This window comes from Bacillus sp. RK1064 (assembly GCF_051488405.1).
Taxonomy (GTDB): domain Bacteria; phylum Bacillota; class Bacilli; order Bacillales; family Bacillaceae; genus Bacillus.
Genome location: NZ_JBPSCZ010000001.1, coordinates 3530647 through 3546229, shown reverse-complemented (window position 1 = coordinate 3546229; position 15583 = coordinate 3530647). Strand labels below are relative to the sequence as shown.

Genomic DNA, 15583 nt, shown 5'->3' with positions numbered 1-15583 from the left:
CATAACGAATTTACATTCATCGGTTTTACAAGGGAGGGGAAAACACCGTTTTGAATCTAAAAAAACACAATCAAATGATGATGCTTCTTACCTGTTTTGTTCTCATCGCAAGTACTTTGCCTATGACACATGCTACAGCACAAACAGATCAAGCTGTGGTCGCAACAGATGAAATCAATGTGAGAACGGGCCCTGGTTTAAGCTATGGAATCGCAGCTAGTGTGAAGCGCGGAGAAAGCTATCCCATTCTCACTAAACAAGGAGAATGGGTGCAGATCCAATTGTCGAACGGTCAAAAAGGCTGGGTCGTCTCATGGCTGATTACCACATCATCTGGCAGCCAAAAGTCTGCTAAGCCAAACGCGCAAAATCAGAGCGCATCAGGCAGCAGTTCCATTACATCGACAGCCTCGGATCTTCGCATACGGACAGGCCCTGGAACTTCCTATCAAGTCATCGGAACTTTCCCGCAAGGCGCTTCCGCTAAAAAGCTGAAAACAAGCGGCGAATGGACAAAAATTTCGTATAAACAAGCAGTAGGCTGGGTTCACTCTGATTATGTTTCAGGCGGCAAAAAAGCTTCTCAATCAAGCTCTGGCGAGTCCTCTCGCTCTAAACAGACAGGCACAGTTGGCGTATCGAGCTTGAATGTAAGGCAATCGGCGGCACCGAATGCACAAGTCGTCGCTTCACTTGCCCGCAACACACAGATCACCATTTTGCGCGAGCAGAACGGCTGGTATGAAATTGAGGCAAAAGGCGTAAAAGGATGGGCTGCAAGCTATTACATCGTCACAAGCAATGGAGCGAGTTCGGCGGGTGAACAGAATTCATCTTCTTCGTCTTCCCAAAAGAAAGCGTACATTGTCTACGATGGTACCAACATCCGAAAAAGCGCTTCTACCTCTGCTGGGATTGCAGAAAGAGCCACAAAAGGCGCTGCCTATCAAATTGTTCGCACGCAAGGTGACTGGTACGAGGTGACACTATCAAACGGCGGAACTGGTTATGTGGCAAGCTGGGTCGTTCAAACGAATAAAAATAGCAGCGAAGCACCAAGACCACAGCAGGATTCATCGTCTGGAACTGGGTCTTTAAAAGGAAAAACGATTGTTCTTGATCCTGGTCATGGCGGAAAAGACAGCGGCACGATTGGCGCAGATGGTGCATTTGAAAAGAACATTACCATCAAAACCGCCAATTTACTTGCAGGCAAATTAAGGGCTTCTGGTGCAAGTGTCTATTTAACAAGAAGTGATGATACTTTTATCAGCCTTCAATCGAGGGTCGCGACATCTCATTACAGAAATGCAGATGCATTTATTAGTCTTCATTATGATAGTTTTATGGACCCAAGTATCAGAGGAAGTACAGCGTATTATTATCAAGCAGCAAAAGACCAGCAATTAGCGACAAACGTCCATACAGAAGTCGCTAAACGCTCTCAAATCCCTGATAAGGGTGTCAAATTCGGAGATTATTTTGTTTTAAGAGAGAACAAACGCCCTTCTCTTTTATATGAACTCGGCTATTTAAGCAATCCTCAGGAGGAAGCGATCATTTATAGCGCTTCTTACCAAGAACGAGTCACAGAAGGAATGACGGAAGGATTAAAACAATATTTCCGTTAAAAAGAAAGAGGCCTCTGCGCCTCTTTTTTGTTTGATCGCAAAAGAAAAAGACTCTAAACAAACTCCTGCATGAGTTTATCTACAGTCTAAAGCGAATCTATTCTTTGCTATCCATCCAGATGGTGACGGGCCCTGAATTGGTCAATGACACATCCATCATCGCGCCAAAGCGGCCAGTTTCTACATGAATGCCTTTTTCTTTAAGGGCTTTATTGAAACATTCGTAAAGGGAGTTCGCGGCATCTGGCTTGGCTGCTTTCATAAAATTCGGTCGTCTGCCCTTTCTCGTATCACCATAAAGGGTAAATTGAGACACAGACAGGACGCTTCCTTTTACATCCAATAACGAATGATTCATTTTCCCGTTTTCATCTTCAAAAATACGTAAATGTGCAAGCTTTTCTGCTAAATAAAGCACATCTTCTTCTGTATCTTCATGTGTGACACCAACGAGCACCATATACCCTTCATTGATGGCACCTGTGATCTCTTCTTCTACCTTCACAGATGCACTTGTCACACGCTGCACTACAAGCCTCATAGACGATATACTTCCTTTCTAATTCATGAATCGGCGAACAGAGTAAATGTCTTTGATTTGTTTAATGCGCTCTACTACTTTGTGCAAATGGTTAATGTTTTGGATAAAGATCGCCATATGGATCGTCGCCACTTTGTTACGGTCAGACTTCCCAGAAACTGAAGAGATGTTCGTTTTGGTTTCATTGACTGCTTGAAGCACCTCATTGAGTAAGCCGCGTCTATCATATCCTAATATTTCAATTTCCACATTGTATTCTTTACGGTTTCGAGCAGGCTGTTCATGCTCCCACTCTACCGGGATTAACCGTTCCTGCGCTTCTCCTGTCTTCACGTTCGGACAGTCATCACGGTGAACAGATACGCCCCTGCCTTTCGTAATAAAACCAACAATGCTATCACCTGGAACAGGATTACAGCACTTAGATAAGCGGACAAGCAGGTTATCTATCCCTTTGACTCTTACGCCTGCTTCTCGTTTTTTCCCATGATACGTCTTTGACTCTACTGTCACTTCTTGAACAGTTTTCTCTTGTTCTTCTTGATCTCTTTGTTTTCTTTCTTTTTCTGTTAAACGATTGGCGACTTGAAGTGCAGTAATTCCGTTATAACCAACCGCTGCATACATGTCCTCTTCGTTTGAAAAATTAAATTTGTCAGCCACTTTTTGCAGGTTTTCAGCTGTCAAAATGTCTTTGACATCAAACTCAAGGTTTTTGATTTCTTTCTCCACGAGTTCTCGGCCTTTTTCGACATTTTCTTCACGGCGCTGTTTTTTGAAAAACTGTCTGATCTTGTGCTTCGCTTGGGAGGTTTGGGCAAGTTTGACCCAATCCTGACTTGGTCCATAGCTGTGCTTAGATGTCAGAATTTCAATAATGTCACCTGTTTTCAATTTATGATCGAGCGTGACCATCTTTCCGTTGACTTTAGCACCAATCGTTTTATTCCCAATTTCCGAGTGAATCCGGTAAGAGAAGTCAATCGGAACGGAACCCGACGGCAGTTCAATGACATCTCCTTTTGGTGTAAACACAAACACCATATCAGAGAAGAGATCGATCTTTAATGATTCCATAAATTCTTCTGCATCTGTCGATTCATTTTGGAATTCAAGGATTTCTCTAAACCAAGAGAGCTTCTTCTGGAAGACAGCTTCCTCCGTTGATTCTGCTGACTCTTTTCCTTCTTTGTATGCCCAGTGCGCTGCAATTCCGTACTCTGCAATTTCGTGCATTTCCACTGTACGGATCTGAACTTCAAGCGGGTCACCTTTTGGCCCAATCACTGTTGTATGAAGGGATTGGTACATGTTCGGCTTTGGCATCGCAATATAATCCTTAAACCTGCCTGGCATCGGCTTCCAGCATGTATGGATAATCCCGAGCACGGCATAGCAGTCTTTAATGCTGTCAACCAAAATACGAACGGCCAGCAGATCATAAATTTCATTAAACTGCTTATTTTGCAGGACCATTTTGCGATAAATACTATAAATATGCTTTGGTCTGCCGGAAAATTCAGCCTTGATGTTCACCTCTGACACACGGTCTTTCACTTCATTAACAACCTCGTCCAAGTATTCCTCACGTTCCGCTCGTTTGCGCTTCATGAGATTCACGATCCGGTAATATTGTTGCGGATTTAAGTAACGGAGCGCTGTATCTTCAAGCTCCCACTTAATCTTTGAAATCCCTAATCTGTGCGCAAGCGGTGCAAAGATTTCAAGTGTTTCATTTGAAATTCTTCGCTGCTTCTCCTGAGGAAGGTGTTTGAGCGTTCTCATATTGTGCAGACGGTCTGCCAGTTTAATTAAGATGACGCGTATATCCTGCGCCATTGCCACAAACATTTTTCGATGGTTTTCGGCCTGCTGTTCTTCTTGTGATTTATATTTAATCTTCCCGAGCTTTGTCACACCATCAACAAGCATCGCAACTTCTTCGTTAAAATGCTCTTTTAAATCCTGTAATGTCACATCCGTATCCTCGACAACATCGTGCAGGAAACCGCCTGCAATGGTCGATGGGTCCATTTCAAGGTCAACAAGAATCCCCGCCACTTGAATTGGATGGATAATATAAGGCTCACCAGATTTCCGGTATTGCTCCTTGTGTGCATTTTCAGCATATTCATATGCTTGCTCTATAAATTGAATATGTTCAGCGGACAGGTATTCTCTTGCCTTGTCAATGACCTGCTGCGCCGTTAAAACTTGTTCGTTCGCCATGGAATCACCTTTTTAAATGAAAACTGTATTGTAGTTTATTATCAAGAAAAATTCGATAGATGTAAAGAGAAGAAGTCCGCTAAAAGATTTTTGATAGGAAAAAAGCACCCTTCTTACCGAGTGCTTTTTGCGTAAAACTCCATTAGTATTGCATTAACGTCAAGATGTCGTAACCGTCAAGCTTCTTTCTGCCGTCCAGATACGTCAACTCAATCAAGAATGCAATTCCTGCCACAACGCCGCCTAATTCCTCTACAAGCTTGATGGATGCTTCAATTGTTCCACCAGTCGCAAGTAAGTCATCTGTAATCAGGACACGCTGACCAGGACGAATCGCATCTTTATGAATCGTTAATACATCTTTACCATATTCTAAGCCGTAATCGACTTTAACGACTTCACGAGGAAGCTTTCCTTCTTTACGAACTGGTGCAAAACCTACACCTAGTGCGTATGCTACAGGGCAGCCAATAATGAATCCACGCGCTTCAGGTCCAACAATGAGATCAATGTCTCTTTCCTTCGCGTATTCAACGATTTGATCCGTTGCATAACGGTACACTTCGCCTTTATCCATTAACGTTGTAATATCTTTAAATTGTACACCTTCCTTTGGGTAGTCAGGTACAACTGTCACATATTGTTTTAAATCCATCTTTTCCTTTTCCTCCTCGTACGTCAAAGCACAGGTGAGACTTCGCTCATCATGCTATTCAGCCATTCCTTCAGCTCTTTGGCTGAGGAATATGTTAGTGTTTGATCGAGTTCCATCAATCGTTGTTTTGCTGTATAGGATGCTGATGCCGTTAAATCTTTTTTAGGGGCATCACGTACTATTGACAGCACACCATTCTCTATTTTAACAAAACCGAGTTCAAAAAACACCTTTGTCATAAAAATGATTGTATCTTTTGTCCAGCCTCTATGTTTGGCAAGCTCCATTCCTTGTTCTTTGAGGGGGAAACTTCCTCGTTTTAACAAGAATCCATAAAACCATTTGAATTGATCACGGCTAGGGAAAGAAGACATAAAATGATCTTCTTTTCTTTGAAAAACCGTATAAACTCTAGCTGGCTTTTGGTTTTCTAAAAGCTGCCTTAGCAAATGCTCATCTGCAGGAACATCCGCAAAGACGATATACTTGCCCTCTACATCGAACGTTGAAACATTTTCTGCATGGACATGATAAATTGGGATATTGACTTCCTGTTTTGTTTCTTCGTCAAAACAGACCACCACATATTTTTCTGGATCAAGCGTGGAGATTGTCTTTTCCCAATCCTTTTTGCCGCGCAAATCAAACAGCTGCCATTCATCTACTCGGGCATCTTTTAGCATAAGCTGAGGTTTCTTCCGGTTATTCCATTCATTGATGGACATTTCACCAATGACGGAAATGCGGCTACCTGTGACAATTTCTTCTTTTAATTGACCTTGATGAAAACCGACACAGTCAAGCAGCTTGTCTTCGTCTTTCAGAGACATTTTAATATGATTCTGATTTGCCCCAATCGTTCGGATCTCTTCAAGCCTCGCATCTTCAATCATGATGAACGGCTTTGGATTCTGCATGCCAAATGGTGACAGCATCCCCACTTCTTCAATCGCTTCAACCGTCAATTCGTCTACCTTGCATACGGCATCGACCCGCTGAATCGGAATAAAATCTTCTTCTGTCAACGTTTCATTCGCATATTGATTTAATCTTTCTCTTAGTAAAGGAACATCATCCGCTCGAAGTGTCATACCCGCAGCCATCGGGTGCCCGCCGAAATGCGGCAGAATGTCGCGGCATTTGCTTAAATGGAAAAATAGATCGAAGCCAGGAATACTCCGCGCTGATCCTTTTGCCATTTGCGTCTCTTCATCTATTCCAAGCACAATCGCCGGACGTGAAAATCTATCCGTCAATTTAGAGGCAACAATTCCGACAACACCCGGATTCCAGCCAGCTTTCGCTACAACGATCGCAGACTGGTCATCACCTGTCTCTTCCACCATTTGAATGGCTTCTTCTGTGATCGTACTCACAATTTTTTGACGTTCTTTATTGAGTTCTTGTACAAAACGAGCGAGCTCTTCTGCTTCATCCTTATCCTCTGTCATGAGAAGATGAACAGCTGGATCTGCCTGCTCAATTCGCCCTACAGCATTCAGCCTTGGCGCAATTTGAAAGCCGACCGTTTCTTCATTTGCTTCTTCAAGAGTAGCTCCCGCTTCTTTCAATAACGCTTTCAGCCCCGGTCTATTCGACTGCCTAAGCTGCACAAGCCCTTTTTTGGCGAGCCATCTATTCTCATCATGAAGCGGCACAAGATCCGCTATTGTCCCAATTGCCGCAAGATCTAACAGCTGAGCTGGCAGCTTTCCAAGGAGTGCATGCGCCACTTTAAACGCTACGCCTACACCGGCAAGTTCTTTAAAGGGATACTCACAGCCCGGCTGCTTAGGATGGACAATCGCAAGTGCCTCAGGCAGCTCCTCACTTGGTTCATGGTGATCTGTAATGATCAGGTCTAACCCTATTTCTTTTGCAATACGTGCTTCATTTACAGCTGCAATGCCTGTATCGACCGTGATGACAAGCGATGCGCCTTGCTCTTTGATATATCGGAAAGCCTGTTCATTAGGCCCGTAGCCTTCTTTAAATCGATCTGGAATATAAAAGTCTACTTTCGCAGACCGCTCTTTTAATGTATGTAAAAGCACAGACGTACTTGTCACACCATCCGCATCATAGTCTCCGAAGATCACAATCGATTCCTGCTCTTCGATCGCTTTATTGATGCGCTCTACTGCTTCTTTCATTCCTTTTAATAGAAATGGATCATGAAATTCGGCTTTTTGATCAAATAAAAAAGACCTCGCTTCTTCTACTTCTTCGAGTCCTCTTTTTACAAGAAGCGATGCAGTCAGCGCTGAAATATTCAGATTTTCAGAGAGTGATATCACTTTTTCTTCGCTTGGATGTTCATATTCCCAGCGCATTTTGGATAATAACATAAATTCACCCCTCAACCACACTATTATACTAGAGTGGCCTGAGGGGTTTCAATTTTTATTTTATGAAATTGTGCTGGAAGATTATTTTTCCTTCCGGTCAAATGATGCTGGCTGTTCTTTTAAAGGCGTCACATTCGGTTTCTTTTGAACGTCTTTGTCGATCTTTTTATTCGAAACAGCAGATGCAGGTGCGGCTGCACGCTCAGCTTTTAAAGCCTTTAGTTCACGTTTTAGTTTCACAATTTGGAAAATTCCTGCGAAAGCCACAATGAGTCCGCCCATGAGCACAGAACCAATAATGACAAGAATCAGCGGCCATTCAGCCGTTCCAAATAAGTAGTCAACTTGCACTGGCCGCACATTGATCACGGCAAATACTGAGACAATTAATACGAAAATAAATGCGAATATGATGGTCCATTGTTGTTTGTTCATCTACATATCCCCCAAGCTTTTTCTTTTATTCTTCCCTTTTCCTTGTCCTTTTTAAACACAGAAAGAAAAGAGCGGAAGAAAATCTATCAGCATGGGCATGATTAGCTGCTGAGTTTTTCTTTAATGAGGTTCTTTATTTCTTGTCTTTCTCCAGAAATAACAAGGGTATCCCCTTCTTCAATGACCGTATCAGGTCCTGGATTTAAAATCTTCTCATGTGATTTTCTCACGATAGCGATGACTGTTACTTGATCATTTTGGCGGACATTGAGGTCTCCGATTGTCTGCTGAACAGCTGGTGCATTCTTTTCAATCTTAAACCATTCAATCATCAGTTCATCAATGGCTACCTCTACAGTTTCAAGCGCTTTCGGCTTATATACCATGCCGCCTAAAATAGCTGCAATTTGTCTTGCTTCTTCATCGTTTAGCAAAATACCAGAAATAGATTCTTCATGGTCGTCCTCTTGAAAATGATACATTTCTCTTCTGCCGTCATCGTGTGTAATGATGGCAAGCTTCTCATTATTTCTTGTGATCATTTCGGCTTTGTGACCGATACCTGGCAGTTCAGTTTCCCGAACCTTCATAACAGCCCCTCCAATGAATAAAGCCAAATGCCTCAAACGGACACTTGCTTTCTATACTGATCTAAACGTATGTCATTATAGCAAAAGACCATTTCAAGATCAATGAAACCCGAAATGTTTTTTTCGAATCGACTGCTGATCCGGAGAAACTACAGAAAAAGACTGCCAATTAGGCAGTCTCGCTACATTAAATATCTTGCTCAGTATCAATCTTCGCCGGTTTTTTCATCTCACGGCCTTTCCACATGAGCCAAATTTGCGCTGCGATATATAGAGATGAGTACACCCCTGTTAACAGACCGACAAGTAAGGCGATGGAGAAGTTTGTAATAGATGCTGATCCAAAGATAAGCAGTGCGATCACAACGACAAGTACGGTTAATACCGTGTTGACAGATCGCGTAAAGGTTTGCTGTAAACTCAAGTTCACAATGTACGAAAGATCTTCAATGGTTTTTGGTTTGCGTTTCTTCATTTGTTCACGAACCCTGTCAAAGGTGACGATCGTGTCGTTGATCGAATATCCGATGACTGTGAGAATCGCCGCAATGAAGGTGACGTCCACCTCTAAACGCGTAATACTAAAGAAGGCCACGATAAAGAACGCATCATATAGTAGTGAGATAATCGCTGCAATTGCCATTTTATATTCAAAACGAATGGATACATATAAAATGATCCCGATTGAAGCAATGATGACAGCATATAATGCATTTCGGGCAAGTTCTTTTCCAACAGTCGGAGACACTGTACTTACGTTCGGCTCCGTTCCGTATTTATCTTTGAAGTAATCTTTCACTTCAGCAATCTTTTCTTTGTTCGGCACACCGACAAATCTCGCTGCTGCCTGATTTTCTTTTTGACCCGATAACACGACACTGTCTGTCTCAAGGTCCAGTTTTTTAAAGTCTTGCTCGATTTGTTCAGTTGACAGCTTGTGATCACTTTGGATATCAATTCTAGTTCCACTTGTAAAGTCAATTCCGGCATTCAGCTTGAAGATGGAAAGAACGATGATTCCCGCAATGGTGATAGTAGCTGAGAAAATCATAAATCCTTTACGTTTGCTGACGAAATCCCACTTATCAAATGGCGTTTTCGGCTCGGTATTTTCTGTTGTTTCGTGAATGTTCATAATGTCTTTTTGACGAACACCAAACCAGCTTTTTCTCCGGTCAAGATAGCGGCTTTCAACAAGAAGACCAAGAAGGAATCTTGATAGGAAGACAGCTGTGATAAAGCTTGTTAAAATCGAGAGGATGAGCATCGTTGCAAATCCTTTTACAGAGCTTGTCCCGAAGAAGAACAGCACGCCGCCGGCAATGATACTTGTTAAGTTTGCATCAAAGATGGTCGCAAATGATCGGCGGTTCCCTGATCTAAAAGCAGAACGGACAGATTTGCCGAGCTTGAGTTCTTCTTTGATCCGCTCATAAGTAATAATGTTGGCATCAACAGCCATCCCTACCCCTAGAATCAGTGCCGCAATTCCAGGCAGAGTCATGACTGCACCCATCCAGTCAAACACTTGAAGCGTAATGTAAATATAAGCTGAAAGTGTGATGACAGCAATAAGACCAGGTAATCGGTAATAAAGCAGCATGAATAAGAAAATAAATGCGATTCCTACAATTCCTGCGAACACCGTTTCGTTCAGTGCTTGTTCACCAAACTGTGCACTCACAGATGTTGAATATTTTTCTGTTAATTTCACTGGCAATGCCCCAGCATTTAAAATACTTGCAAGGTCCTTTGCCTCTTGGACAGTAAATTTCCCTTCAATTTGCACGTCACTGCTGTTAATTTCTTGGTTCACATTCGGCGCAGAGACATACTTGTGGTTTGATTTTGAGACTTCTTTTTTGAAGGAATCTCCTTTGTGGTAATCAAGCCAAATGACAAGCTGGTTATTCGGCGCCATCGCCGCTACTTTTCTTGTGACGTCACCAAATTTTTTCGCATCCTTTAGTTTAACCGTCACAATTGGCTCATTCGTTTGACTGAATGTTTGTTTTGCACTGTTTTCGACCAAGTCAGCCCCGTTTAGGAGTTCTTTATCATTCGTATCTCTGAAGGATAGCTGTGCTTCAGTGGAAAGAATCTCCCTAGCTCTGTTTTGATCTTTTACTCCCGCAAGTTGCACGCGGATACGATTGTTGCCTTCAATCGAGATGTTCGGTTCACTTACACCTAGCACATTGGCTCTTCGGTTTAAAGCCTCCACTGTACTGACGAGGACACTATTTGTAATCTTGTCCTCTTTTTTCACTGGATGTACATCATACAGGACTTCAAATCCACCCTGCAAATCCAGCCCTAGCGTCATATCTTTCGCAACAGGCTTTGTTAGTAAGCCTACGCCAGTTCCGATTAACAGAACCACTAAGAAAAACGCAAGAATGCGCCCTTTTTTCATTATGTATTTCCTCCTTAAACACCTGAATCCATTAAGATGGCTTATTTCAACAGTTCATCTAGCATATTCTTGCCATCTTCACTGTCCAAAAAAGCAGACGTTTTAAACGACTGAACGGTTGCATAGTTCATAAATTCGCCAATTTTCACAGATAAAATATCTGCAACCATTTCATGAATCGGATACTCTTGTTTTTTCTTCCACTTCTTATTCTCTAAGTATGACCATAATTCCTCTAAATCTACATCTTTATAGCCCAAAACGATGAATTCTTCAAGCTTACTGAACAGAAAAGGCTTTAAATGGTCTTTGTAAATTGCAGCCGGATGTTGTGTCAATGGGATGCTCCCCCTTTTCAGTTTTTATCGAGAGACTTGTCATGCTTGGACGATATACACGCATATCTTATTGTATATGATTCTATGTCGTTTGAGAAGGCAGGTGATCTTTGATTTGACGAAGCAAACGTTTTTAAAGGGCACGATTATTTTAATTTTAGCAGGTTTTATCACGAGAATATTGGGTTTTGTCAATCGGATTGTGATTGCAAGGTTCATTGGCGAAGAAGGAGTCGGGCTTTATATGATGGCTGCCCCTACCTTTTTTCTCGCTGTGACGCTGACACAATTTGGACTGCCTGTCGCTATTAGCAAGCTTGTCGCAGAAGCAGAAGCCCGGGGTGACAAACAGAAAACCAAACGTATTCTAGTCATGTCCCTTGCGATAACAGGGACACTCAGCCTGATATTCACGCCGCTCTTTTTATGGTTTGCACCCATCATGGCAGAAAATATGCTGACAGATCCTAGAACGGTCTATCCACTGCTTGCCATTACTCCCGTTGTCCCAGTCATCGCCATTTCCAGTGTGCTGAGAGGATATTTTCAAGGCAGACAGCAAATGAGCCCGCTTGCCATATCTCAAGTACTGGAACAGGTCGCAAGAATTTCTCTAGTGGCAGTATGTACAACAGCTTTCCTTCCTTATGGGATTGAATACGCGGCAGCTGGTGCGATGATTTCATCTGTCATTGGAGAGATGATTTCACTTGCATATTTACTGATTGCGTTTCGTTATAAAAAGACCATTCGTATTCGAAAACGATTTTTTAAGGCGATTCATGACGGTAAGGACACGTTTAAGCAGCTGATGAGTATTGCCCTGCCAACAACAGGCAGCCGTTTCATCGGGAATATTTCGTGGTTTTTAGAGCCGATAGTTGTCGCGCAAAGTCTTGCTATTGCTGGATATGCGGCTGTAGAAGCGACAAGGCAGTATGGGGAGTTGACTGGTCTTGCGCTGACCCTTTTGACACTGCCTAGCTTTATTACGTACTCTCTATCCACTGCATTGGTCCCGGCGATCAGTGAAGGAATGGAGCAGAACAAACGCAAAACGGTCGAATACCGCCTGAAGCAGGCGATGCGTCTTTGTCTACTCAGCGGAGGCATTTCCTGTATTATTCTTTTCGTTTATGCAGAAGATTTAACGCTCTTTATGTATGGTTCATCGCATGCGGCTATCTATGTGAAATTCATGGCCCCATTTTTTCTATTATATTATTTTCAAGGGCCGCTTCAAGCTGTCCTGCAAGCACTCAATTTAGCTGGTGCGGCGATGACGAATAGTCTGATAGGTGCTGTTGTGAAAACAGGGATGATTTTTGTCCTTGCTTCACAGCCGGGCTTTGGCATTATGGGGGCAGCACTCGCGATATTAATCGGCATCGTCCTCGTCACGCTGCTTCATGCGGCAACTGTCGGTAAAGTACTGCCTATCCATTTACCAATGAAGGAATATGGGATATGCGTTCTTGTGATCATCGGCACCGGGGCTGTCAGCCTTTGGCTGAAGTCTCAAGTAAACGGGCTCTTTTCTGCCCCTATTGAGCTTGTGATGCTGATCTTTGTTACGTGTATGCTATATGTCATTCTATTAATCTGTCTAGGGCTAGTGAAGCGTGAAGAGCTTCGCCGCATCCCATTCATTGGGAAACTGCTTTAGCTCATCTCTTCTTGATCACTTCATCTTTCAAATCAATATAAAATGTCTTTTGATTAAAGCTGCAGTAGGAAATCTGATCAATTTCATGATAGCCCCTTTTGGCAAGCTCATCTTTCAGCCACTGTTCATTTTGATTAATTTGCTTCAGATGATCGTGCTGTACAACACCATCTGCAATAAGTGGCAGCTCAAGCGCTCCGTGTGTGTGCTTGTTTTCTTTTTCAACGACCGCAAGCTTTCCGGATGGCTCTAAAATGGCGTAAGAGACGTCCTGAATGCTATCGATGTTGTTTTCTCTTAATTGAATAAGCAGGTCATCAAAATTGTATCGCTGTTTTCTCATCGCACCCTCGTCGATTTTCCCATTGATGATGAGCAGGGTCGGTTTGCCGTCTAGAAAGCGCCGGACACCTTGGAATTTCAATGAAAGGTAGGCGAGTGTGATTTGAATGAAGGTTAACAGCAGGATCGGCCATACCGTATGTAACATGTGATCTTCGACTTCTTCTATGGCGAGAACTGCAATTTCTGCGATCATCATAAAAATGACAAGATCTAAAATACTCAATTCGCCAATTTCTCTCTTGCCCATTAACCGAAAAATAAACCAAACAAGAAAATATAAAATGATTGTTCTCATGGAGATAATCAAGATGTCCTGCATGTGATGTAAACCCTCCTTCTCCACCATAGCTTGTGTCAAAACACTTTATTTATGTAGAAAAGAAAGCCTCTGTTTTTATCGTGAGAAACATGTCTATTTTTTCTTCACGGTGAATACATTTTAGTAAAAGACAAGCTTCGGTCAATTGGAGAGGAGACGAATCACATGCAGGAAACGAAACAAATCGGAAAAGGGATTTTATCCGGCTTAATGGCCATTTTTATCGTGATGATTGTCACAAGCTTACTTGTATCGCTCATGCTTACCTTCACAAGTATGCAGGAATCATCGTTTAAATGGATGATTATGATTTTGTCCTTTGTGGCACTTTTATTAGGAGGGATCATTTCTGGAGGAAAAGCAAAGGAGCGCGGCTGGCTCATTGGCGCGATCACTTCTATGATCTTTTCTCTCACTGTATTCTTATTTCAATATTTAGGGTTTGGAGAAACCTTTTCACCAGAGCAGTTTATCTATCATGGGGCATTTCTAGGGATTTGTATGCTGGGCGGAATGATTGGCGTCAATCTTCGAGGCAAATAAAAAAAGAGCGGATCATATCGCTCTTTTTTTATGGCTATGTATCGGAGGATTAACCTTTGTCAGCTAATTCTCTAATAGCACGTCGATCGAAAGTTAAACGGTTGTTCTCGCTAGTTTTGATGACCACTTTTGATTCATCAATGTAGTCGATTTCACCGTGTAAACCACCGATTGTGACGATTTTATCGCCTTTTGATAAAGATTGCTGCATCTGACGCACAGCTTTTTGTTGCTTTTGCTGTGGACGGATTAACAAGAAGTAAAGCACAGCAAACATGACAACAATCATAATGATTGAACCCATACCACCATCCATTCTATTTCACCCCTTTCTAAAGCATTATAAAGCCTTTCGTTTATGCGTTAAAAGTTTTTCGCATTCGGTTTGTTAAAGCCATAACGCTCAAAAAACTCTTCTTTAAAATCACCTAAACGATCCTCACGGATAGCTTCTCTCACTTGCTCCATTAATTTTAACAGAAAATGAAGATTATGATAAGTTGTTAATCGAATTCCGAACGTTTCATTTGTTCGGATTAAATGTCTAATATAGGCGCGTGTGTAGTTTTTACATGTGTAGCAGTCACAATTTTCATCGATTGGTCTGAAATCACGCTCATATTTTGCATTTTTCACAACAAGACGTCCTTCGCTTGTCATCAAGGTGCCGTTTCTTGCAATTCGCGTTGGCAGCACGCAGTCAAACATATCTACACCGCGAATGGCACCGTCAATTAAGGAATCTGGTGAGCCGACACCCATTAAGTACCTTGGCTTGTCTGCCGGTAACAATGGCGTTGTGAACTCCAGTACACGGTTCATCACATCTTTTGGTTCACCAACAGATAAGCCTCCGATGGCGTAGCCTGGGAAATCAAGTGAAACCAGATCTTTTGCACTTTGTTTACGAAGCTCTTCGTATTCTCCGCCTTGGACAATTCCAAACAGCCCTTGATCCTCTGGACGCTGGTGCGCTTCTAGACAGCGCTCTGCCCATCTGCTTGTCCGCTCCACAGAACGTTTCATGTAGTCGTACTCTGCTGGATATGGCGGACATTCATCAAATGCCATCATAATATCAGAGCCAAGCGCATTTTGGATGTCCATGGCCTTTTCAGGAGAAAGGAACAGCTTGTCTCCGTTTAAGTGATTACGGAAGTGGACGCCTTCTTCTTCAATTTTTCTAAATTCACTCAAAGAGAATACTTGGAATCCGCCTGAATCGGTCAGAATCGCTCGATCCCAGTTCATAAATTTGTGCAGCCCGCCTGCTTCTTTCACAATGTCATGACCCGGACGGAGCCATAGGTGGTACGTATTGCTTAAGATGATGCCTGCATCCATTGCCTTTAGTTCTTCAGGTGCCATCGTTTTGACTGTAGCCAGTGTACCTACCGGCATAAATACAGGTGTTTCAAAGGAGCCGTGCGGTGTATGAACGCGTCCTAGTCGTGCACCTGTTTGTTTGCATGTTTTAATGAACTCATAACGTATCGGTAATTGCGACAAAAATGAGCCCTCCTGTCT

General features: G+C 42.6%; 14 protein-coding genes. 3 read left to right on the top strand and 11 right to left on the bottom strand.

Going from position 1 to position 15583, the window contains the following annotated elements; all coding sequences use genetic code 11:
• Window positions 1–74 precede the first annotated feature (74 nt).
• The gene (locus ACSSTM_RS18205; RefSeq protein WP_425389182.1) at window positions 75–1631 is read left to right on the top strand and encodes an SH3 domain-containing protein; all 1557 of its coding nucleotides are present in this window, start codon (window positions 75–77) and stop codon (window positions 1629–1631) included.
• A gap of 97 nt (window positions 1632–1728) precedes the next feature.
• Here the strand turns inward: ACSSTM_RS18205 and dtd are convergent, their stop codons facing one another.
• From dtd to ACSSTM_RS18165, 8 genes are all read right to left on the bottom strand, one after another.
• A complete protein-coding gene (gene dtd / locus ACSSTM_RS18200; RefSeq protein ID WP_034661537.1) occupies window positions 1729–2172 on the bottom strand; it encodes a D-aminoacyl-tRNA deacylase in 444 nt (147 codons plus the stop codon).
• An 18-nt stretch (window positions 2173–2190) separates the two neighbouring features.
• The gene (locus tag ACSSTM_RS18195; RefSeq protein ID WP_034661540.1) at window positions 2191–4401 is read right to left on the bottom strand and encodes a RelA/SpoT family protein; all 2211 of its coding nucleotides are present in this window, start codon (window positions 4399–4401) and stop codon (window positions 2191–2193) included.
• Between the two features lie 142 nt (window positions 4402–4543).
• Window positions 4544–5056, bottom strand: a complete 513-nt coding sequence (locus ACSSTM_RS18190) for an adenine phosphoribosyltransferase (protein ID WP_034661543.1) — start codon at window positions 5054–5056, stop codon at window positions 4544–4546.
• Window positions 5057–5079: 23 nt separating this feature from the next.
• Window positions 5080–7404, bottom strand: coding sequence for a single-stranded-DNA-specific exonuclease RecJ (gene recJ, locus ACSSTM_RS18185; RefSeq protein ID WP_309415657.1), 2325 nt, complete (start codon window positions 7402–7404; stop codon window positions 5080–5082).
• An 81-nt stretch (window positions 7405–7485) separates the two neighbouring features.
• A complete protein-coding gene (locus tag ACSSTM_RS18180; RefSeq protein ID WP_095285506.1) occupies window positions 7486–7839 on the bottom strand; it encodes a LapA family protein in 354 nt (117 codons plus the stop codon).
• Between the two features lie 101 nt (window positions 7840–7940).
• The gene (locus ACSSTM_RS18175) at window positions 7941–8429 is read right to left on the bottom strand and encodes a cation:proton antiporter regulatory subunit (RefSeq protein WP_034661552.1); all 489 of its coding nucleotides are present in this window, start codon (window positions 8427–8429) and stop codon (window positions 7941–7943) included.
• 187 nt (window positions 8430–8616) lie between these two features.
• Entirely contained in the window at window positions 8617–10845 is a 2229-nt protein-coding gene (gene secDF, locus ACSSTM_RS18170) for a protein translocase subunit SecDF (RefSeq protein WP_034661556.1), read from the bottom strand.
• A gap of 41 nt (window positions 10846–10886) precedes the next feature.
• Entirely contained in the window at window positions 10887–11183 is a 297-nt protein-coding gene (locus ACSSTM_RS18165; RefSeq protein ID WP_003216788.1) for a post-transcriptional regulator, read from the bottom strand.
• A gap of 115 nt (window positions 11184–11298) precedes the next feature.
• On the opposite strand from ACSSTM_RS18165, the gene spoVB reads away from it, so the two are divergent.
• Window positions 11299–12849: a stage V sporulation protein B gene (spoVB, locus tag ACSSTM_RS18160; RefSeq protein ID WP_034661559.1), complete on the top strand. Its 1551-nt coding sequence runs from the start codon at window positions 11299–11301 to the stop codon at window positions 12847–12849.
• A gap of 1 nt (window position 12850) precedes the next feature.
• Here spoVB and ACSSTM_RS18155 read toward each other — a convergent pair whose 3' ends face one another.
• Window positions 12851–13513 carry a DUF421 domain-containing protein gene (locus ACSSTM_RS18155; RefSeq protein ID WP_034661562.1) on the bottom strand — a complete coding sequence of 221 codons (663 nt, stop codon included), beginning with the start codon at window positions 13511–13513 and terminating at the stop codon, window positions 12851–12853.
• Between the two features lie 165 nt (window positions 13514–13678).
• Here ACSSTM_RS18155 and ACSSTM_RS18150 point away from each other — a divergent pair, with 165 nt between their 5' ends.
• Window positions 13679–14056, top strand: coding sequence for a TIGR04086 family membrane protein (locus ACSSTM_RS18150; RefSeq protein WP_034661565.1), 378 nt, complete (start codon window positions 13679–13681; stop codon window positions 14054–14056).
• A 49-nt stretch (window positions 14057–14105) separates the two neighbouring features.
• Here the strand turns inward: ACSSTM_RS18150 and yajC are convergent, their stop codons facing one another.
• Both yajC and tgt read right to left on the bottom strand, forming a co-directional pair.
• Window positions 14106–14372 (bottom strand): preprotein translocase subunit YajC, encoded by a 267-nt coding sequence (gene yajC / locus ACSSTM_RS18145; protein ID WP_003216659.1) that lies wholly within the window; start codon window positions 14370–14372, stop codon window positions 14106–14108.
• 47 nt (window positions 14373–14419) lie between these two features.
• Complete coding sequence (gene tgt, locus ACSSTM_RS18140; protein WP_034661568.1) at window positions 14420–15565, bottom strand: tRNA guanosine(34) transglycosylase Tgt; 1146 nt, start codon at window positions 15563–15565, stop codon at window positions 14420–14422.
• Between the last annotated feature and the right edge of the window lie 18 nt (window positions 15566–15583).

Bases quoted from the DNA above. Each gene is read 5' to 3' on its own strand.
- dtd (WP_034661537.1), bottom strand. From the start codon at position 2,172: ATGAGGCTTGTAGTGCAGCGTGTGACAAGTGCATCTGTGAAGGTAGAA.
- ACSSTM_RS18155 (WP_034661562.1), bottom strand. From the start codon at position 13,513: ATGCAGGACATCTTGATTATCTCCATGAGAACAATCATTTTATATTTT.
- ACSSTM_RS18150 (WP_034661565.1), top strand. From the start codon at position 13,679: ATGCAGGAAACGAAACAAATCGGAAAAGGGATTTTATCCGGCTTAATG.
- ACSSTM_RS18175 (WP_034661552.1), bottom strand. From the start codon at position 8,429: ATGAAGGTTCGGGAAACTGAACTGCCAGGTATCGGTCACAAAGCCGAA.
- ACSSTM_RS18190 (WP_034661543.1), bottom strand. From the start codon at position 5,056: ATGGATTTAAAACAATATGTGACAGTTGTACCTGACTACCCAAAGGAA.
- ACSSTM_RS18205 (WP_425389182.1), top strand. From the start codon at position 75: ATGATGATGCTTCTTACCTGTTTTGTTCTCATCGCAAGTACTTTGCCT.
- yajC (WP_003216659.1), bottom strand. From the start codon at position 14,372: ATGGATGGTGGTATGGGTTCAATCATTATGATTGTTGTCATGTTTGCT.
- recJ (WP_309415657.1), bottom strand. From the start codon at position 7,404: ATGTTATTATCCAAAATGCGCTGGGAATATGAACATCCAAGCGAAGAA.
- ACSSTM_RS18195 (WP_034661540.1), bottom strand. From the start codon at position 4,401: ATGGCGAACGAACAAGTTTTAACGGCGCAGCAGGTCATTGACAAGGCA.
- ACSSTM_RS18180 (WP_095285506.1), bottom strand. From the start codon at position 7,839: ATGAACAAACAACAATGGACCATCATATTCGCATTTATTTTCGTATTA.
- secDF (WP_034661556.1), bottom strand. From the start codon at position 10,845: ATGAAAAAAGGGCGCATTCTTGCGTTTTTCTTAGTGGTTCTGTTAATC.